Annotated in this window: 12 protein-coding genes; 5 read left to right on the top strand and 7 right to left on the bottom strand. The window is 57.8% G+C overall.

Going from position 1 to position 20,108, the window contains the following annotated elements:
* The first annotated feature begins 309 nt into the window (after positions 1–309).
* Both M017_RS0122605 and glgC read left to right on the top strand, forming a co-directional pair.
* Complete coding sequence (locus tag M017_RS0122605; protein ID WP_031500493.1) at positions 310–3,777, top strand: TonB-dependent receptor domain-containing protein; 3,468 nt, start codon at positions 310–312, stop codon at positions 3,775–3,777.
* Between the two features lie 142 nt (positions 3,778–3,919).
* Positions 3,920–5,185, top strand: a complete 1,266-nt coding sequence (glgC, locus tag M017_RS0122600; RefSeq protein WP_031500491.1) for a glucose-1-phosphate adenylyltransferase — start codon at positions 3,920–3,922, stop codon at positions 5,183–5,185.
* On the opposite strand, the gene M017_RS0122595 is transcribed toward glgC, so the two are convergent.
* Genes M017_RS0122595 through M017_RS0122575 form a run of 5 tightly spaced genes read right to left on the bottom strand, consistent with a single transcriptional unit; the run spans position 5,103 to position 13,872 of the window.
* A complete protein-coding gene (locus M017_RS0122595; RefSeq protein WP_051670748.1) occupies positions 5,103–6,776 on the bottom strand; it encodes a sodium:solute symporter family protein in 1,674 nt (557 codons plus the stop codon). The two genes, glgC and M017_RS0122595, sit on opposite strands and share 83 nt — an antisense overlap.
* A complete protein-coding gene (locus M017_RS30465) occupies positions 6,773–6,901 on the bottom strand; it encodes a hypothetical protein (protein WP_272945412.1) in 129 nt (42 codons plus the stop codon). The genes M017_RS0122595 and M017_RS30465 overlap by 4 nt, the downstream gene beginning before the upstream one ends.
* Positions 6,901–9,396, bottom strand: a complete 2,496-nt coding sequence (locus M017_RS0122585) for a PIG-L family deacetylase (protein ID WP_031500487.1) — start codon at positions 9,394–9,396, stop codon at positions 6,901–6,903. The genes M017_RS30465 and M017_RS0122585 overlap by 1 nt, the downstream gene beginning before the upstream one ends.
* Before the next feature lie 32 nt (positions 9,397–9,428).
* Positions 9,429–9,914, bottom strand: coding sequence for a bacterioferritin (gene bfr, locus M017_RS0122580; RefSeq protein ID WP_031500484.1), 486 nt, complete (start codon positions 9,912–9,914; stop codon positions 9,429–9,431).
* Between the two features lie 34 nt (positions 9,915–9,948).
* On the bottom strand, positions 9,949–13,872 hold the full coding sequence (locus tag M017_RS0122575) for a HEAT repeat domain-containing protein (RefSeq protein WP_031500482.1): 3,924 nt from the start codon (positions 13,870–13,872) through the stop codon (positions 9,949–9,951).
* Between the two features lie 97 nt (positions 13,873–13,969).
* On the opposite strand from M017_RS0122575, the gene M017_RS0122570 reads away from it, so the two are divergent.
* On the top strand, positions 13,970–14,245 hold the full coding sequence (locus M017_RS0122570) for a hypothetical protein (protein ID WP_155121572.1): 276 nt from the start codon (positions 13,970–13,972) through the stop codon (positions 14,243–14,245).
* On the opposite strand, the gene M017_RS0122565 is transcribed toward M017_RS0122570, so the two are convergent.
* Positions 14,242–15,612, bottom strand: coding sequence for a DUF1501 domain-containing protein (locus M017_RS0122565; protein ID WP_238326013.1), 1,371 nt, complete (start codon positions 15,610–15,612; stop codon positions 14,242–14,244). The two genes, M017_RS0122570 and M017_RS0122565, sit on opposite strands and share 4 nt — an antisense overlap.
* Before the next feature lie 9 nt (positions 15,613–15,621).
* Positions 15,622–18,264 carry a PSD1 and planctomycete cytochrome C domain-containing protein gene (locus M017_RS0122560; RefSeq protein ID WP_031500477.1) on the bottom strand — a complete coding sequence of 881 codons (2,643 nt, stop codon included), beginning with the start codon at positions 18,262–18,264 and terminating at the stop codon, positions 15,622–15,624.
* Positions 18,265–18,292: 28 nt separating this feature from the next.
* On the opposite strand from M017_RS0122560, the gene M017_RS0122555 reads away from it, so the two are divergent.
* The gene (locus M017_RS0122555; RefSeq protein ID WP_031500475.1) at positions 18,293–19,342 is read left to right on the top strand and encodes a 2-hydroxyacid dehydrogenase; all 1,050 of its coding nucleotides are present in this window, start codon (positions 18,293–18,295) and stop codon (positions 19,340–19,342) included.
* On the top strand, positions 19,339–20,106 hold the full coding sequence (locus M017_RS0122550) for an HpcH/HpaI aldolase family protein (RefSeq protein WP_031500473.1): 768 nt from the start codon (positions 19,339–19,341) through the stop codon (positions 20,104–20,106). Before M017_RS0122555 ends, M017_RS0122550 begins: the two co-directional genes overlap by 4 nt.
* Positions 20,107–20,108 lie beyond the last annotated feature (2 nt).

Genomic DNA, 20,108 nt, shown 5'->3' with positions numbered 1-20,108 from the left:
AAAATCGAAGTCTCCCGATCGGCATAGGGCTCGGAACTCAATCGCTCGGGTGGACTGTAATCCGCATTGAGCGGAGACATCCGAAGAATGGCTCCAGGAGCGAACTGGAGATGGGCACCATTCGGCAGCCGAATCGTGCCCACCGTATGAATGCCAGCCGGCACTAGATAGGGACGGCGCGCAGCAGCGCTCTGGTTGATCCCATCCTGCAAGGCTTTGGTATCCAGAGAAACTAACAGTACAAGTTGAATGGCATTTATCAGCATGTGTCTTGACGAAGCTTTCGATTAGTGATGGAATCGACGAGCAATGAGGGTTATCACAACGTTGTTGCTGCTCGCCGGGCTGTGTCTCGCCCAAACAGAGCGAGGACAAATTTCAGGTGTCATTACCGATGCTACCGGAGCCGCAGTGAGCGGTGCACAGGTCGTCGTGGTCAACAAGGGCACAAACACACCGCTGACGGTCGCCACCGGAAGCAGCGGTGACTACACCGCGGCGAATCTTCCCCCGGGCGAATACCGTGTAGAAGTGACCGCGCCGGGCTTTAAGAAATTCATTCAGGCGAATCTGACACTCAATGCCTCCGCCACGGTCCGCGTCGATGCGAAGCTCCAATTGGGGCAGGTCTCAGAAAGCATCGAAATTACCACCGCAGTAGCTCAGGTTCAAACGGAAAACGCCCGCGTCGCAACAGCAGTGTCGAACAAGATGGTCGACGAACTGCCGCTGGTCGTCGGTGGTGAAATGCGCAATCCCTTTGGACTGGTGGCCATTGCCCCGGAAGCGAAAGGTTCCGGCTCCCGGTTGAGCCTCGGTGGCGGACAGGCCAGGGCCTGGAATGCCACCATGGACGGGCTGTCGATTGCAACGAATCGCGCCGCGGACGCAGGCGAAATCGCCTACACGGCCCCTTCTCTCGAAGCGATTACCGAGTTCAGCGTCGACACCAACGGCTTCAAGGCAGAATATGGCCAGGCTGGCGGCGGGGTGATGACCTTTGTCTCGAAAAGTGGAACCAACGAGTATCACGGCAATGGCTTCGAATTCCTGCGCAACAACGCGATGGATGCGCGAGGCTTTTTCGCACCCACTCGCGCTGTCTACAAGCAGCATGATTTCGGCGGCACCCTCGGTGGCCCCATCCGCATCCCGAAGCTCTATGACGGCCGGAACAAGACCTTCTTCTTCTTCAGCTACGAAGGCTTTCGCAACCGCGTCGGATCGACCGATAGCTTCTTCTCTATTCCCACTCCGGAGATGTATAACGGCGATTTCTCCAATCTCGTCGACGCAAGCAATAAGAAGCTTCTGATTTATGATCCCAACACCACACGTCAGGTCGGCTCTTCATTCGTACGGGATCCATTCGCGAACAATCAACTGCCCACCAGCCGTTTCAGCACCTTCGCCAAGCAAGTGATTCCTTTTGCCTCCGTCGTCAAACCCACGGTGCCCGGCACCCCCGGCACCATCGGCTACATTCGCAATAACTACATGTCGCAAGGCGGAAGTACCACCACTCCAACCGACAAGGCCAGTATCAAGCTCGATCAAAACATCGGTTCCCGGCAGAGAGTGGGCTTCTTCATGAATAAGACCGACAACGCGACAGCGCTGTCGAACGGTACTCCTGGCTTGCCGCAACCACTGTGGAGCGGGCAAGTCTCCGAATTCAAAACCTCCAGCTATCGCGTCACTCACGACTACACTTTGAGCCCCAACCTGATCAACCACTTTGCTTTCGGCGCCAACAAGTTCTATAAAAATTCCTATTCGCCAAGCTCAGGCAAAGACTGGAAGAGCAAAGTCTGCCTGAAGAACGCCGTGGACTGCAATGACAATTTCCCGCGGCTCACCTTTTCAGAATTCTCTGGCTGGGGTTCCACCAGCTACAACGGCACCGAGCAGCCGATGTACTCCATCAAGAACGACACCACCTGTATTCACGGTAAGCACACCATCAAGTTCGGCTACGCCTACGACGACCAGCGGGCCAATGGCTTTGGCCAACAGGACATCATGGGCGCTGCGGCCTTCAGCTTTCTCGGCACTGGCGTTCCCGGGGTGACCAGCTACTCTTCCGGCAGTTCCTTCGCCAGCTTTCTGCTCGGAGAGGCGAATGGCGGCAACACCGAAACCATTCGCAAAGTCACGCAGTTCTATCGCTACCATGGCCTTTATTTCCAGGACGACTTCCGTGTCAATCGCAAGTTGATCCTCAACATTGGGCTTCGCTACGACAACACGCGCCCCCCGATTTCGGCCACCGATTCCTACTCAGATTTCTCACCGACAGCACCGAATCCCGCCGTCAATGGCTATCTCGGCGCGCTTCGCTTTGCCGGTACGGGCCCGGGACGCGAAGGGGTGCGTTCGCTGATCCCGAGCTGGAACGCAGGCTGGGGTCCGCGCTTGAGTATGGCCTATTCCTTAAATGACAAAACCACGATTCGCGCCGGTGTCGGCCGCAGCTTCTCCCGTGTCGCTGTTGTTGGCTCCAGCGGCCACGTCGCGGGCTTCATTGGACAGTACTCATTCAGTTCGCCGAACAATGGTGTCATCCCTGCCTTCCGTACGGAAGATGGGCTTCCGAGCTATTTGCTGCCTCCTCAGATCAATCCGGCATTCCAGAACAATCAGACCGTGGATTATTGGAATGGCCAGGATGGTACAAGAGCTCCCGAGAACGTCACCTGGACCTTCAGCGCACAGCGCCAACTGACACAGAACACCGTGTTTGAGCTCGCCTACAATGCCAGCCTCGGCTCCCACCTGCCCACGCAGTTGCTGAACTTCAACCAGATTCCCAAGGCAACCTACGATGGCCTGGTCAGCCGCTACGGTGCCGTGCAGGCGAACAATATCCTGCGGGCTGGCATCACCTCCGATCTCGCCGTCGGCGCGGGCATCCAGGCTCCCTACCCGAACTTCCTCGACCCCGCCGTCCAAACCAATCGCACCGCGGGCCAAGCACTGCGGCCCTATCCGCAGTACCTCAACATCCAGGCCGGCGCACGAGAAGGAGACAAGAGTGGCCACTCCACCTACCATGCGATGGTCATGAAGCTCGACCGCCGCTTCTCGAACGGTCTCACCTTCCAATGGAGCTATGTCCTCTCGAAACTCCTGACCAATGCCGACAGCTATGGCGTCGATGGAACGGGGTCGCAGGACCATTTCAATCGTGGCCTCGAGAAGTCGATCGGCCGTGACGACCAGACTCACATCCTCAAGCTCAACACCGTCTATGAACTGCCCTTTGGCAAAGGGAAACGCTGGCTGGCCAGCGGCGGCTTCACCAATGCAGTGCTCGGCGGCTGGCGCCTGGGCGCCATCCAGAGCTACCAGCGCGGTCTTCCCATTGCGATCTCCCGCAACAATCCGCTCGTCAACTTCAATGGCACCACTCGACCGACCATCACAAGCTACGACAACTGGCAGCCCAATTGGCAGACCGGCAGTTTCGACCCGCAACTGGACAGACGAATGGACAAAAGCGTCTTTCCCGTACAACCGGTCGATTTCGGCAACGCCACTCGCTACAATCCCAAGCTCCGTGAGTTCCCGGCTCTCAACGAGAATCTTAGCCTCGGCAAGAGCTTCGCAATTACGGAAAGAGTCCGGCTCGACTTCCGCGCCGAAGCCTTCAATCTCTTCAACCGGGTCCGTTTCGGCAACGGCGGCACCAATCTGGATAACACCAGCTTCGGTGTGGTCGTCGATCAGTCCAACACGCAAAGGCAGATGCAGATGGCGTTGAAGCTCTACTTCTAGTTCTTTTGTCCAAAGGGCCAAAACATTCTTTCGCTGCATGTTTTGGCCTGTCGCAATATTACGGCTGGGAATCAGCGAAACTATGAAAGAATGTCTTCGCAGTCAACCTTAGATTGACATGCGACTTTAACGGAGTCTTGGGATGCAGCGTCGAGTGTTAGCGTTTGTGCTTGCGGGGGGAAAGGGTACCCGGCTTTACCCTTTGACTAAGGAGCGTGCCAAACCGGCAGTTCCCTTTGGAGGACGGTACCGGATCTGCGATTTCGTGCTCTCGAACTTCGTGAATTCCGGCATCTATTCCATCTACGTTCTGATCCAGTTCAAAAGCCAGTCCTTGCTCCAGCATCTTCGCGATGGCTGGGAGTTTTCAGGGCTCCTGAAGAACAACTTCTGCATTCCCGTACCCGCGCAAATGCGCACTCCGGGCGAGAGCTGGTACCGTGGCACCGCAGACGCCATCTATCAGAACGTCAACCTGATTGAGCAAGCCGAGCCGGACGTCATCGCCATCTTCGGTGCGGATCACATCTACCGCATGAACATCCGCGAGATGATCGAGTTCCACATCGACAAGGGTTCCGACGCCACCATCGCCGCCATCCCTGTCGAAAAGCGCTTCTCGAGCGAGTTTGGGGTGATTGAGGCCGCGCCAGGTGGCTCCATCATTGGCTTCCACGAGAAGAACCCCGACGCCCCCACCATGCCCGGGGATCCAACTCGCGTTTTTGCCTCCATGGGCAACTACATCTTCAGCACCAGCCTGCTGCTACGCGAACTCTACGCCGACGCGGCAGATCCCGAAAGTTCGCACGACTTCGGCCGCGACATCCTGCCCAAGCTGGTTGGCCGCGTCCCTATGTACGCCTACGATTTCCAGAAGAATCACATCGCCGGTGACCCCGAGGACCAGGAGCCCTACTGGCGCGACGTCGGCACCACAGACTCCTACTACGAAGCCTCGATGGACCTGCGCAGTGTCCACCCCAAACTGAACCTCTACAACCGCAACTGGCCGCTTCGCACCGCAGGCTATGAAGATCCGCCCGCCAAGTTCACCTACGACGAACACAATGTCCGTGGTTCCGCCGTGGACTCGATCGTTTCCGGTGGCTCCATCATCTCCGGCGGCACCATCCGCAACTGCGTCATTGGCCGCGGCGTCAAGGTCTACGGCGACGCTGAAATCGACGACTCGATTATCTTCGACAATTGTGAAATCGGCCGGGGCGCCAAGATCCGCCGCGCCATCCTCGACAAGAATGTGAAAGTCCCCGACGGCACTAAAATCGGCTACGATCTCGAAGCCGATCGCAAGAATTACAGCGTTACAGAGTCTGGGATTGTGGTGGTGGAAGGGCGTCGCTCTCGCGTGGAAGTGAGCTCGATGCAGGTGGCGCGAAGGTACTAAGCGCCAACGCCACCAGCACCACCACCGCACAGCCGATCACGTTGTACCAAAGAAAGCCCACCTGCCCCGTATAGTGCGTGTAGAAGATGGCCGCCTCTCCGGCAAGCACGCCGGTAAATGCAGCCGTGCCACGCACTTTCGGGAAGAAGAAGGCCAGCAGGAACACGCCCAGCAGCCCCCCATAGAACAAGCTTCCCAACAGATTCACCGCCTCCACTAAGCTCCCCAGATCGCGGGCCAGTTGTGCGCTCGCCACCGCGTAAACACCCCAGAAGACCGTCGCTAAGCGCGAGAACCACAGATAGTGCTGATCGCTCGCGCCTTGCTTGATAAAGCGCTGGTAGACATCCACCATCGTCACGGTAGCCAGTGAATTGATCTCGCCCGAACTCACCGACATTGCCGCTCCAAAGATCACAGCGATCACCAGTCCGACAAAGCCCACCGGAAGCTGCTGCGTGACAAAGTTCAGGAAGATATAGTTCGTGTCATTCGCACCCTTCGTTGCTTCCTTGTGCACGGCGTCCAACTGTTTCTGCGCCGCCAGAAACTTGCTCTGGTGCTCCGCATCGCGATTGGCCAAAAGATCAAGAGCTGCCTGCCGGCGCTCCGCAACTGCGGCTTCATGCCGGCGCTCGATCGTGGAACCGGATAGCTTCTCGAGATTCCCGGAATGGAAGGTGACCGGAGGCGCAATGAAGATATAAAACACAAAGACCATTGCCCCGGTCAACAGGATAAAGAACTGCATCGGCAGCTTCGCCACCGCATTGAAAAGCAGACTAACGCGGCTCTGCTGCACGTCCCGTCCGGTGAGATAACGCTGCACCTGGCTCTGGTCGCAGCCAAAATAGGCGAGAGCCAGAAAGGTGCCGCCAATGAGCCCGCTGAACAAGTTGTAGCGGTCATACCAGTCGAAGTTGGTCGTCACTGCGTTCAGCTTGCCGGCAGCTCCTGCCAGCACCAGAGCATCGCTAAAGCCAACGCCTTCCGGCAGCCGGTGCACGGCGACAAAGATCGCAACAAACAGGCCGACAATCATAATGAGCATCTGCTGGAAGTCGGTCCAGGTCACCGCGCGAATGCCGCCGAACACCGTATAGAGAATCACGACGCCCCCCATCACCAGCGTCGTCACCTGATCGTTCCAGCCGAAGATGACGGTGAGCACCACAGCAGGCGCATACAGCACCATGCCGCAGGCCAGCCCGCGCTGGATCAGAAAGATCAGACTCACCAACACGCGCGTCTTGGAATCGAAACGTTTCTCCAGATACTCGTAAGCCGTAAAGACGTTCGCGTTGCGAAAACGCGGCACAAAGAACTTGCTGACGAGAATCATCGCCAGCGGAAGCCCGAAATAAAACTGAATGAAGCGCATGCCATCGGCATAGGCTTGCCCGGTGGTGGAGATGAAGGTGACAGCGCTCGCCTGCGTCGCCATGATCGACAAGGCGACGGCATACCAGGGCAAGGAGCGGTCAGCAAGCAAATAGCCGGAGACGGTTGAGGTTTTACGGCTTTTCCACAGACCGTAGAAGACGATAAACCCGATCGTCGCGGCGAGTACTGCCCAATCGAGGGTTCTCATATGCGGAAGGCGGCTGTAAAGAGAGAGAGAGCCACAATCACACACACCAGATAGGCGATCACAGCCAGATAGATCCGCGTCCAGCTACCAAAGAAGGGCGCGGCTTCTGATTCCGGCGGCAGCATCAGTTCTTACCCGCACTGAGGAAATTCGCGAAGATGCGATAGGCTCCGGGCACGCCCGCAGGAAGCTGACGGAACCACGACATCGGCGTAAAGATGTAATTGCCCTGCCCGTACTTCGTCACCAGCGTACCACCGAGCATCGGATTTTCGCCCGGGTCATGCATTGAGAACAACGGCTGGTAGTGGTCATCCCATTTGTTGGCAAAGTAAAGACCACGCTCCTGCACCCACCCGTCGAAGTCCTTTTCCCCAATCTGGTTCGGGAACTGCAGCAGCCGCTGATCGACTTTGGGAAACTGCACGGCGGCATGTTCATCGGTCACGCGGTCACGCGAGGTCGTAATTGGATAAGGGCCCACCTTGCTTAAGATGCTCGGATCGCCACCAAAGAATCCACCTTCTACAACGTTATATTGCACGATGAAGGTGCCGCCCTTGGCAACGTAGTCATCAAAAATGCGTTGTGCGTTCGCCCGCAGATCAGGCCGCGTGTTGTAGGCGCGCACGCCGGTGACAATTGCATCAAACTGACCCAGCCGCCCAGTGGTCAGATCGGTATCGCTCAACAGAATCACTTCACAACCCAGTTGCCGCAACGCATCCGGAACTTCATCGCCGGCGCCCATAATGTAGCCAATCCGCTTCGACAATACCTTCGCATCGAAACGCACCAACTTCGACTTGGCCAGCGGCGCCAGAGTCTGCGGCGGAATATGCGAGTACTGGATCACATGCGTTCCATGGGTATATTCACGGCCGTCGATCGTGGCCACAGCCGTCACGCTCGCCAGTGACGCCTCACGGGGCGGCGTCACCACAAAGCTCAAGGTCTTTTCTTCATCTGCCGCTGCGATATTGAAATCGAGAGTCGCCGGATCGGTCTTCCATCCCGCGGGGACATTCAGCTTCAGGCTCCCTTTGCGATTCGGCTGATTTGCCTTCAGCACCACTTCCACTTTGCGCGCTTCTGCGGCCGGAAACACGAGCGCATCCTCCGTCAAACGTACGGAAATAGGAGCCACGATGGTCACAGGCCGGGTGAGTTCCCCCGCACTGCGATCGACATAGCGATGGGTCACGCCACGTGTGAGCTCAATCTCTGTGCCATTGACAAGAAACTTGATCGTCGCGACAACCGGAGCCGGTCCTTGGGGCAAGCCCAGTACGCTACGATCATTCACCGTAAAGCTCGACTCTGTCCGAGGTTCAATCAGATAATACGGCTGCGTCAGCGCTGCATCCTGGCTCAGATTCCAGTCGAGCGGGATGCTGAGCATCGTATTGTCCACCAGCTTTGTTTCTTTGGAGAATGGCGCAACACCGGTCGCGCCACGAAAGCTTGCCGATTGCAGCGTGATCGTCGCATCGTTGCGTTCAATCGCCGCCAGCTTCATCTTCGACGTCGTTCCCTGCACCGCGACATACTTATCCGCCTGGAACTCCACCCAGAGACCTGCAACCAATGCAATGGCCTCATCGAGATCGTGCAACTTGATCGTGCTGTAATAATCCTTTTTCGGAGCCAGCAACGCGCGAGCTTCCAGCAGATAAGGCAGGATCGCCGTTGGCTTTGCGGGATGGTATTCCTTCGAAGCGCGGGTGAGCAGCTCTCCGATCTTTGTGCCGCCAGGAATCCGATTCCAGGTGGTGTCGATTCCGTCAAACAAATCTTTGCTCGCCGGGTCGCCCTTGATGTTGATGAAATAGGTTGGTTGCGAGCCCTTCCGTTCCGCCGCACCCATTGCCTGGCTGCGATGCTGGCTCCGGCTCCAACCGGCAATCTCGCCATAGCTATAGCCAAGATACGGATCGAACTCGCCCATATCGATGCTCACCCGGGCTGCACTTGCAGCGCCAGCCGGCTCCGGCGGTCCACCAGGACCAAAGGCATTCCACACTAAGCGCTTAGCCTGCCAGGGCTCGACATACTGCAACTGCTCCGGAAAACGCTTGGGATCCGCAGCGGCGCCAAAGGCTTCATCGGCTAGCAGCGCCGAGGCTTGGTGATGTCCGTGGCCATCGGAAGGTGTACCCGAGAAACGCCGGATGATGACATCCGGACGGAACTTACGAATCGCCCAGACCACATCGCCAAGAACCTTCTCTTTGCCCCAGAAGTCCAAGGTCTCTTTGGCGGACTTGGAAAACCCAAAGTCGATCGCACGTGTAAAAAATTGTTCGCCACCGTCAATGCGCCGCGCAGCAAGCAGTTCCTGGGTGCGAATCACTCCGATATCCACTCCTTGGTCGGAGCCGATCAGGTTCTGTCCACCCTCTCCCCGATTCAAGGCCAGATAAGCCGTACGCACTTTTTTGCCGCGCGCATAGTAGGCAATCACACCCGTATTTTCATCATCCGGATGAGCGGCAATCATCATCACGCTGCCAACTACTGTGAGCTTATCGAGAGCCTGTTTTACTTCGGGCGCACCACTAAATGTACGTTGGGAAGGAAGGGCAATAGCCAGAACTAGGAGTAGGACGGCGGAACGCATATTGACCAGTGTAGCGTCCCGCCGCAGCATTCCTAAGACTTGCCGAGATCGTCGCCCAACTGTTGCGCGAGGTAGTTGGGAAGCCCCATCTGCTCGATCAAAGTCAGCTGCGCTTCGAGGAAATCAACATGCTCTTCTTCGTCCGTCAGGATGCGTTCAAAGAGCTCACGGCTTCCATTGTCACCAGCAGCAACAGCGGCCGCAATTGCCTTGTTCAGACGCGCCACCGCGTCGTACTCCAGCTGCAGATCGTTCTCATGCATCTGCTTCACGTTCTGGCCAATCTTGAGCTGGAATAGCTCCTGCATATTCGGCAGGGCGTCCAGGAACAGAATCCGTTCCATGGCCGCTTCCGCATGGCGCATCTCGCCAATCGATTCTTTCTTCGTATAAGCGGCGAGGCCCTTGTAGCCCCAGTTTTCTAACATTTCGGCGTGAAGGAAATACTGGTTGATCGCCGTGAGCTCGCCCACGAGGACCTCTTGTAAATACTTCACAACTTCTGGATTTCCCTGCATAGAGTTCAATGTATCAGTTCAGAATCCGACTCACTCACCGGCTGGCTGAAACCTTTGCCCCCTTCAAGCGCGCCGCATCCTTCACCCACTGCTCGAGAATCTTGTAGCCCGGATCATTTGGATTGAAGCGTCTTCCTCCCTGGTGACCATCCTCTTTGCCACTCTGCACATTGAGCGGCTTGCGCAACAGCTTCGATTCCTCCACCGAGTTCTCATTCACACGCTCCAGAAGCGTCTTGTAAATGTGAACCAGGCCCGTCATCTTCACATAACCACGATCATCATTCGGCGCCAACTCCATCGAAGGCACACGCCCCGGCAAGCCATGACAGCCGAGACACGACTGCTGATCCTCCCGATTCGGCTTCGTTAATTCCGGAGCCACCCAGTCCCGGAAATACTCCCAGTTCTTGCGCCATCCCGGACTCAGTTTGGCAATCTCAGCCGGTTCACGTTCGAAGTACTGCGGCACGGCCTTCGCCAAGGCAGGCTGCAACCGTGGGTTCGTCCGGACAATCGGATCGGCAGCAAGGTCCAAAGCCGCACGCTTGATCCTCGAATCGACAGGCGTTTCCAGCGCTTTCAAAAAGAGATCTGTGGATTGATTCCGCAACCCGGCAAACTCCGCAGGCAACTGCTGCGGCGCTCCCACCTCAGGCACCTCCTGCCCAAAGCGCAAGGTCCAACGCACGGACTGCACCCAGAGCCGCTCCTGCATCGGAGTCGTAAAGCTCTTGGGAAATGCGTTGAACAGTGTCGTCGTCTGGAGGTCTGGATTGAAGTTGATGACATTGCTGATCTGCTGGGCGACATACCAATCGGTCGGGTCCTTATCCATCTGCGCGAGCGGACGGGTATTCTCCGTCAACTGGCCCCGCGCGGCATCCCAGCTCGGCAACAACAGCTTATAGAAGATCTGCTGCTGCTCCGCCGACTTCGGCATATTCCAGCGGGCCCGCTGGAATAGTTTGATTAATGGCGACACAATCTCCGCCCGCCGCTCCGGCTCCCCTGCCCCGCGATAGAACTGCTCCATCAACGGCTCCATGAACTCCTGGCTCGCAGGCAAGGTGATCAGCCGTGGATCAGCGATCGAAGTCGAAGCCATCGTGCGCAGATTCTCGGGACCAGTGGAAGCATAGGCCAGCAGCTTCTTCTGCAACGGATCGTAGACAATATTCGCGGCAGCCTCAATCGAGAGCTTCAAGCGCAACGGATCCTGCTGCGCCTCGCTCTTCTCCCAAAACGCCAGTACGGCCTTGCCCATCATCGGCGCCGCATTCTCGGTGATGTAGCCCATCTGGCCCGGCCCGCCGTCGCCGCCCGCCTGGTTGTAATAGGTAGCAGCAATCGCGGTCAGCCTTTCGATCAAGCGCTCAGACGGCTGCTTATCGAGCTTCTTTGAGATCGTGTCAAAGAGTGGTGCGAGTTCGGGGTACTGGTGTTCCTTGCTCGGGTTCGCCCGCTGGCCATTCGCAATAAACAGCGCCTCCACCTGATAGCGCATCGCGTTCTCCGCCAACACGCTCGGCTCCTCCCGCTCAAGTGCCCGTACCATCGCCGCATTCACGGCGTTCCGCACCGGTGGGTTGTAGATCCACCAATTCCAGGCCGCACGTGTCGCCCAGGCCCGCACCGCAGGCGAGGGATCCTCATTCATCATCCGATCGAGATTCCGCGTCAGCCGGTCAAAACCCACACTCGAGCGCGACATCACGGCATCGGCCCGCATCACGAGTGCGCCGGCAATCGTCTCGCGCGTCCGGTCGTCGCCTTTTTGGCTCGCGGCAAACAGCGAATCCCAACCCTTGTCATCGAGCAAAGATTGGCGAAGGCCCCAGCGAGCCGCCTCACGCACCATCTTCGACGAATCGCCCGCTCCAGCCAACTGCAACTGAATTCCGCGATCATCCCGCAGCGCTCCCAGCGCCATTTGTGCGTAATAACGCACCGCAGCCACAGGGCTCTTTGCACCAGCCATCACCAGTTCGCTGTACTGCCGGTCCTCCGGGTTCATCCCGAGCTGCGCAAGGGCCCGGAAACGGGCAATCGTATCAAGCACACTCTCCCCGGCCACCGGCTCAAGCGTCTTGCGGTCAATGGGCTTCGGCTGCATCGGGTAGAGCCGTCCCAGCGCATGCTCAACATAAGCCGTCGTCACAAAGCCGGTCAGAGCCGCCTTGTTCCACCGTCCATAGGGATCCTGGGTCTTCAACAACCAATCGACGCCCTTCTTCACCGCGGGGTCGCGATCGTCAAAACCAAGCGCCCCAAATGCCGTCAGCGCGAGAGCCGTAGGTGCGGCGTCACACTCGGTCTTCTCATGAAAACCCCAGCAACCCTCAGCCCGTTGCGCCTTGCGAATCGCCCACTCATCGTCATGCAGCTGCTTCAGAATCTGCGGCTCCAGGCGATGCCCGGCATAAGGAAAAATCTTGCGGAAGAATTCGACGCGGTTCCCATAGTCATCAACGTACTTGGCCTGCAATGCCAGCAGCTTCTCTGCCTTCTCTTCCAGTGCCTCAAAGTACTTCGGATTCTTTGTATCGCGCCAGGCGCGCTCGAGAATCGTCCCCGCAAAGCGATAGACCACCGCCTGTCCATAATTCGATCCAGGCCCAGCCGCATTGATGCCGCTCGGGTCGGCAGACTGCAGCATGAAGTTCGCCGTCCGGAGTTGCTGCGTCGAGTGCAATCGCTTTGCCGGCGTCAGCATCTCGGCCATCACAACATTGAAGCCTGCGGCGCGCGTACCAGCCGGACCATCACCAAGATCGAGCGGCGACAAGCTGGTATTGTTCGCGGCCTCCACCAAGGTATTGGTCGGACGCAGACACTCGTACATCAGATTGATCAGTTGGCGGGCATTGTGCGTCGACTCGAGCGGATAGCCGTTCAACACAGGTAACGCCGGTCCCCAGACACTCGACTGCGTATGGCAGCTCATGCAGATGGTGCCCAGCAACGATCCCGTATCCCGGATCCTGCGATCGACTGAGGCGCCGCGCGGCCGGTTCAGGAGCCACGCATGCACCTGCGTCATGTGATCGTACATCCCCTGCTGCACGGCCTTGCGCGGATCGGTGTAAGGAGCCAGATCGCGAATGCGCAACTCTACTTCATAGCCTGGCGAATTCGCCTCCACCGCCAGATAATAGACGCCACCCGGAACAAAGCGGCGCGTCATCGCCGTCCGATGTTCTTCCAGTTGCTGGTGGACCCGCTCATTCTCGTTCTGCCCGTCTTTGTATTCCTTGCCATCGGCCGTATACATCCGCAGCCGGGCCACCACAAACGGATCTGGCAACATCAGATTCGCGGTAAACAATTTCGCTTGCTTGCCCTTGAACTCCAGGCGGAACCAATCGTCGCCCTGGCCCTTGGTCACCACACCGTTATCAAAGTACTCAATGTCATCTGCAGACCCGACAATATGGCGATTCTCATCGCCTCCGGTATCACCGATCACAATTGGCTGTGCCTCGGCGATCGAGTTATTCGGCTCCACTTCGAGGGTCATGCCGCGTGTTGATTTCCCCAAGGACACCGGCTGGATCTCCGCACGCCACGGAACACTCAATCCCTGCGGCCAAGGCGTCGATTTCGGATAGGGCTTCAGCAGTCCAATGCTTCCGGTCTCTCTCCAGCGGGGCAGATTAAAGATCGCCTCCTCGTCCTGCACCGCCTTTGCCTTCAGGGTATAGACACCCGCTTTCGGCGCACGGAAGTAGACGAAAAAATCAGGATCGAGCGCATGAACAACTTTCCGAAGGCCACCAAACTCGACGGAAATCCGCGTATTCGGAGCCAATTTCGAAGGCGCGCTCAAGCCGGCTGAGACTTCCACCACCTCTCCGGTGCGCAGAGTCACCGACTTTTCAAATAAACCACTAAAAGTGGTTTGAGCAGGCAGCGCATTGGCCCAAACAAGACTAGCAATGAAAAAAAAGTACCGCATACTGGGGTTGGCCAATATCTTTTCATACACAGCCATGCTTTGGGAAGTCATACTACTGATCCTCTCAATAACGCTGCTTTGCTGTTATTCGCTCGCTGTGGATCTGTTCAAGTATCTCCGGGACCAGCACCGGGCCCGGGTGGTCGATCACCAACTGGAAGATCTTCCCGGCCAGATGGTCTGGCTGGCCGAGAGGCGTTTTGGGCCACCAACCGAGATCGTCCATGGCACCACCGGCAGGCAACTCTACATCTGGAAAGTACTCTCGCTCCCCGGAATCCCAACCGGCAGTGGTCTTATGGTGGTCACGCTCACCATTGCCGCCAATGGCGCCGTCACGGACACGCATTGGCAACAACGCGGCAACGATTAAGCGATCACGCCCTTCACCACATTCCCGGCCACATCCGTCAGCCGGTAGTCGCGGCCGCTATAGCGATAGGTGAGCTTGGTGTGATCCAGTCCCATTTGGTTCAGAACGGTCGCGTGCAGGTCATGGATATGCACCTTGTTCTCCTGCGCCGCAAACCCAAACTCGTCTGTCGAACCGTACACCGTCCCGCCCTTAAAACCACCGCCCGCCACCAGGTAGCTGAAGCCGTGATTATTGTGGTCCCGTCCGTTCTGCACCTTCACCAAGCCACCCACCTCAACCGCAGGAGTGCGGCCGAACTCACCACCCACCAAAACGATAGTCTCGTCGAGCAAGCCACTTGCCTTCAAGTCTTGAATCAACGCCGCAATCGCGCCATCGCTCTGGTCGGCAAGCGGACGATGCAATTCGATGTCGTCATGCGTGTCCCAGGGCTGGAAGTTGCCGTGATAGAGCTGTACCATGCGCACACCACGCTCGATCAGTCGCCGGGCGATCAGAGCGCCACGGCCAAAGTCGCTGTCCCCATAGCGAGCCCGCACGGCCTCCGGCTCCTTCGTGATATCAAATGCATCGGGCGCCTCCGCCTGCATGCGGAAGGCAATCTCCGCCGACTGGATGGTCGCCTCCAGTTGCGAATCGTGTCCCTCTTTCGCCATGTGATGCTGATTCAGTTGCTCGAGCAGATCGAGTTCCTTGCGTTGCTTCTCCGGCGTAAGCGAGGAATTCCGAATGTAGGAAATCAGCTTCTTCGGATCCTTCTCCGTGAGGGGAATATAGGTTCCCTGGTAGACAGCGGGCAAAAAGTTCGCTGCCCAATTCTGATGTCCCAGCACGGGAAGACCTGGGCAAAGCACCACATAGCCCGGAAGATTCTGATTCTCGCTTCCCAATCCGTAGGTCACCCAGGAGCCCATGCTCGGACGCCCCGGAAGCTTGTCGCCGCTGTTCAACAACAACAGCGAAGGCTCATGATTCGGCCGGTCTGTATACATCGACCGGATGACACAGAACTCGTCGATCACCCCGCCGAGCTTCGGGAAAATCTCGCTCACCTCGATGCCGCTCTTGCCGCAACGCCGGAACTCAAACGGACTCTGCATCAGGTTGCCCGTCTTGCGCTCCGTCTTCAGATTCCCGGCAGGCATCGGCTTGCCGTGATACTTCGCCAGCATCGGCTTCGGATCGAAGGTATCCACCTGCGACGGGCCGCCGTTCAGGAACAGATAGATGATCCGTTTCGCCTTAGCCGGAAAATGCGGCGCGCGCACCGCGAGCGGATTCGTGCTGGCGCCTTCGAGGATTCCCGCCAGGCCATACATCCCAAAGCCCGCGCCCACCGTTTCGAGAAATTTGCGTCGTTCCATCATTCCCTCTCAGTTCACAAACAAGAATTCGTTCGAGCCCAACAGCACGCGGGCATACTGCGTCCAATCGGCGCCACCCAGAAACTGCACGCCAAGCTTGAGCTCCGTCGCGTCCGGCTCCCGGCAATAGAGAATGCGATAAGCCTGCTTCACCTTCTCTTCTTCGGTCCCACTCAGCCTCTTCGACAGTGCGGTCGCACGGCTCTCCACAAACGGACTATTCATCAGAAACAGGCGCTGCGGTGGCACCAGAGTCGACATGCGGCTCTCGCTGGTCGCCTGCGGATTGGGGAAGTCAAACAGCGCCAGCATCCCGTCCACCTTACGGCGGCTAATGAATCCGTACACCGTACGCCTTGCATTCTTGTCATCATCCAGCTTCTGCGGCTTGGCTGCCACCACCGGCGTGAGATCCAGTTCCCCGGAGGCAAACAACAAGGAATCGCGTAAGGTCTCAGCATCTACGCGACGCCGGTTCGCACGCCAGAACAGCTTGTTGTCCGGGTCCTTATTGAGGTTCGCCTCTACCGTTTCCACCGACAGTCCATAGGTTGTACTCATCAGAATCGCCTTGTGCAGCTTCTTCAAGCTCCAACCACCTTCGACAAAGGTCGCGGCAAGATAGTCCAGTAACTCCGGGTGCGTGGGCCGTTCCCCAAGCTGCCCAAAGTTACTGGGAGTCGCAACAATCCCACGGCCAAAGTGTTGCTGCCACACTCGATTCACGATCACGCGCGGAGTGAGTGGATTGGAGGGGTCTACCATCGCTTCCGCCAGTTGTAGCCGCCCACTTCCCTGATGGAAGAGCGCGCGATCCTTGCCGCTCAGAATCGCGAGGAAACGCCGAGGCGCAAGATCCCCCTGGTTGTTCCGATCCCCGCGCACATAGATCTTCATATCCGCAGGCTTCTCCTTATCAGAGAGAGTCTGGAGGAAGGCATACTGTTCGGGCAAGGCCTTGCGCTTGGCCTGCTCCAGCTTCGTCTGGTCGTCGAGATAAGCTTTCCAGGCGCCACCGAGAAAGCGTTCGATCGTTCCCTTCCCGTAGTACATCACGCCGGTGTTGTAACGGAATCCACCGCCCGCGTCGGTAATCGATCGCTCAAACAGATCGCGCCACAACACAATCTTGTCGCGATCCATCGCCACCAGTTGGGTTTGAGAAAGATCGTTTCGCGTCGGGTCCACGCCAAGAAGAACCTTGTTCTTCTCATCCACCAGCTTCTTCTCTTCATTGACGGCGAGCACCGTCAACTCAAACTTCTCCGCCTCTTTCCGCAGTTCGGCCTCAGGCGCTTTCGCCTTCGCCAGCAGCCGGAACTGATTCAGAAAGGGATGATAGATCCGATCGCTCTCCACATACTTCTTCCAGCGCGTCAGCGTCTCCTCGTCGAGACTCTTGAGGTCGCCATAGCCCTGCGTCCCCATCAGATAAGTCGCGGTCTGGGAGCCAAGAACATCCCCAAGAATCCGGGACTGGTTCTCATAGAAATCCTTCACCCGCTTCTCGACAATCTCCATGTCCTTCTTCTGCGCGGCATAAGTCTTGACGACCTCGGCATCGGCGAGCGGCGTTTCATGCAGTTCGCTCGAGTTCAAGATCCCCTGCAGCGAATAAAAATCCTTGGTCGGAATCGGATCGAACTTATGATCGTGGCACTGCGCGCAAGCTACCGTCAGACCCAGGAATCCACGTGTCAGAGCATCGACACGTTCATCCTGCATTTCCGGACTCAACGCAAAGAATCCGGTCCCTGCGGCAAACTGATTCGGGTCCTTGGACGGCATCAGATCTCCTGCGATCTGCGCCTTTACAAACTGGTTGTAGGGTAAGTCGCGATTGAAGGCATCGATCACCCAGTTGCGATACCGGAACGCGTTCGGATACGGCTCATCCTGGGTTGAGTTCAGCTTGTCATCGGCATAGCGGGCAACGTCTAGCCAGTAGCGGCCCCAGCGCTCGCCATAATGCGGCGAGGCAAGCAAACGATCGATCACCTTCTCCCAGGCTTTGGGCGACGGATCGTCCACAAAAGCTTTGGTCTCCGCGGGTGTCGGCGGCAATCCAGTCAGATCAAAGGTCGCGCGGCGCAGCAGCGTGCGGCGATCCGCGGCCTTGGACGGAGCAACGCCATCCTTCTCCAGACGCGCCAGGATGAATCGATCGATCGGCGTCCGCGCCCACTTCTCATTCTTCACCGCGGGAGGACTCACTTTGCGAACCGGCTGAAAACTCCAGAACGCGCGTTGCTCCGCGGTGAGTTCGACCTCGGCGCCCGCAGGCGCTGCCTTTTGCATCCTCTCCGGATACACCGCTCCGTCCCGCACCCACTTCGCGATCAAGTCGATCTCCGTCTGTGGCAGCTTGCCCGACGGAGGCATCTTCAATTTGTCATGCGTTTGCTCGATGGCTTGGATCAATAAGCTGGCTTCCGGTTTCCCTTCCACCACCGCAGCTCCAGACTTCCCACCCTGCAACAACCCTTCCCGCGAATCCATCCGCAGCCCGCCCATGGCGGCTTGCGTATGACAGCCATAGCAACTCTTCGCGAGAATGGGCCGCACTTTCATCTCGAACTGTTCGACAAGCTCTCGTTTGTCCTGCGCACTTGCGCATACAATGGTCCCGGTCAGAATCACGATCCAACGCATTGCCTTGATTCTATACTTCCATTAACCCATGTCGGTAACGAAAAGCTTCACGATCGGCGTGTCTCATGATTTCGCCGTCGACGCCAAAGGCCACTACGAGGCCGCCATCGAAGAGATTTGTGCGCAGCATCCAAGTCTCCAATTTGAACTGATGCCCTTCGCAGAAGAGGATACCCCCACCGCCGCGCAACTGGATCAATATGACGGCATTCTGGCATTGGCCACTCGCCTGAATCGAACGAATCTCACTGGCTTACGCAGACTCGCGGTCGTCTCGCGCTGGGGTGTCGGCTACGACCGCATTGACACCGAGGCGCTCACTGACGCGGGCATCATGCTCGCCATCACGCCCAACGCCGTGCGGCGGCCCGTTGCCGAAGCGGCCATCGCACTCATCTTCGCCTGCAGCCTCAAGCTCGTCACCCAACATAAAATCGTCGAGAGCGGACGCTGGCGATCTTCCCTGCCCGGCCTCGGCAGGAATATCGCCGGACGAACGCTGGGCTCGATTGGACTTGGCAACATTGCCGGCGAGATGTTTCGCATGTCGAGTTCCCTCGGCTTTGGCCGGATGATCGCCACAGATCCTTTCGCCTCTGCCGCAGCGGCCAGAAAACTCGGCGTAGAAATGGTGAGCCTTCCCGACTTATTCCGGGAGAGCGACTTCCTCTGCGTCAATTGCTCGCTCAGTGCCGGCACCAAAGGCATTGTGAGCCGCGACATGCTAAAGCTGATGAAGCGGACAGCTTTCCTGATCAATACCGCGCGAGGTCCGCTCGTCGACGAAGCGGCGCTCACCGAAGCGTTGCGGGAGGATTGGATCGCTGGAGCCGGTCTCGATGTTTTCGAGACCGAACCGCTCCCGCTCGACGCCCCCATTCGCAATTGCCGCAATGTCATTCTCGCGCCCCACAGCCTCGCCTGGACCGAAGAACTCGCGCGCGACAACTCGCGGGAATCCTGTGCCAATCTGCTTGCGATCGCCCAAGGCCGGCTCCCCGGCGGCATCGTCAATCGCGACGTGATCGATCACCCACTCTTCCAGGCAAAACTCGAAAAAGGATCCTTCTCTCGATGAAACCCAATCGCTTCCAACAAGTCCTCCGTCAAGGCCGTATTCCCGTCGGACACATGGTCTGGGAATTTGCCTCGCGCGGCTTACCGCGCATCCTCGAATCGGCTGATCTTGACTTTGTCGTATATGACATGGAGCACTCCGGCTTCGATGTCGATCGCATTGCCGACCTGCTCGCCTGGTCCCACGGCTGCAGCTTCGCGCCCTTTGTGCGCGTCCCCGAGGACAAGTACCACTTCCTGGCCCGTGTGATGGACAGCGGCGCTCTCGGAGTGATGCTCCCGAACGTGAAGACTGCCGCCCAGGCCGCTCGAATCGTTGACGCTGTCAAGTATCCGCCCAACGGTCATCGTGGTCTCGGGCTTGGCCACGCACACAACAATTACATTGCTCCGAACCCGACCGAATATCTGGCTTACTCAGACTCCAACACCACCGTCATCTGTCAGATTGAATCCCCCGAAGGACTGGCGAATGTCGATGCCATCGCGGCCACCCCAGGCGTCGACGTCATCTGGATCGGACATTACGATCTCACGGCGAATATGGGCATCCTGGCACAATTCGACAACCCCGATTTCCAGGCGGCACTGCGGACTGTCGTCCAGGCGGCGAACAAACATGGAAAAGCTGCTGCGATCCAACCCGGCACTCCGCTACAATTGGCGGATTGGCGTGCGGCAGGCTTCCACGTTCTCTCGTATGGCGCAGACTCTGGACTCTATAAAACTGCGCTCTCCGAGGCAGTCCTGCGAGTACGCGCGTAACA

Source organism: Bryobacter aggregatus MPL3, assembly GCF_000702445.1.
In the GTDB taxonomy this organism is placed as follows: Bacteria; Acidobacteriota; Terriglobia; order Bryobacterales; family Bryobacteraceae; genus Bryobacter; species Bryobacter aggregatus.
The sequence above is the reverse complement of the archived record's forward strand: the minus strand, read 5'-3'. Positions and strand labels throughout refer to the sequence as shown.

Excerpts from the sequence above, each read along its gene's own strand:
- M017_RS0122605 (WP_031500493.1), top strand. The coding sequence starts at position 310 with ATGAGGGTTATCACAACGTTGTTGCTGCTCGCCGGGCTGTGTCTCGCC.
- glgC (WP_031500491.1), top strand. The coding sequence starts at position 3,920 with ATGCAGCGTCGAGTGTTAGCGTTTGTGCTTGCGGGGGGAAAGGGTACC.
- M017_RS0122595 (WP_051670748.1), bottom strand. The coding sequence starts at position 6,776 with ATGAGAACCCTCGATTGGGCAGTACTCGCCGCGACGATCGGGTTTATC.
- M017_RS30465 (WP_272945412.1), bottom strand. The coding sequence starts at position 6,901 with ATGCTGCCGCCGGAATCAGAAGCCGCGCCCTTCTTTGGTAGCTGGACG.
- M017_RS0122585 (WP_031500487.1), bottom strand. The coding sequence starts at position 9,396 with ATGCGTTCCGCCGTCCTACTCCTAGTTCTGGCTATTGCCCTTCCTTCC.
- bfr (WP_031500484.1), bottom strand. The coding sequence starts at position 9,914 with ATGCAGGGAAATCCAGAAGTTGTGAAGTATTTACAAGAGGTCCTCGTG.
- M017_RS0122575 (WP_031500482.1), bottom strand. The coding sequence starts at position 13,872 with ATGCGGTACTTTTTTTTCATTGCTAGTCTTGTTTGGGCCAATGCGCTG.
- M017_RS0122565 (WP_238326013.1), bottom strand. The coding sequence starts at position 15,612 with ATGGAACGACGCAAATTTCTCGAAACGGTGGGCGCGGGCTTTGGGATG.
- M017_RS0122560 (WP_031500477.1), bottom strand. The coding sequence starts at position 18,264 with ATGCGTTGGATCGTGATTCTGACCGGGACCATTGTATGCGCAAGTGCG.
- M017_RS0122555 (WP_031500475.1), top strand. The coding sequence starts at position 18,293 with ATGTCGGTAACGAAAAGCTTCACGATCGGCGTGTCTCATGATTTCGCC.
- M017_RS0122550 (WP_031500473.1), top strand. The coding sequence starts at position 19,339 with ATGAAACCCAATCGCTTCCAACAAGTCCTCCGTCAAGGCCGTATTCCC.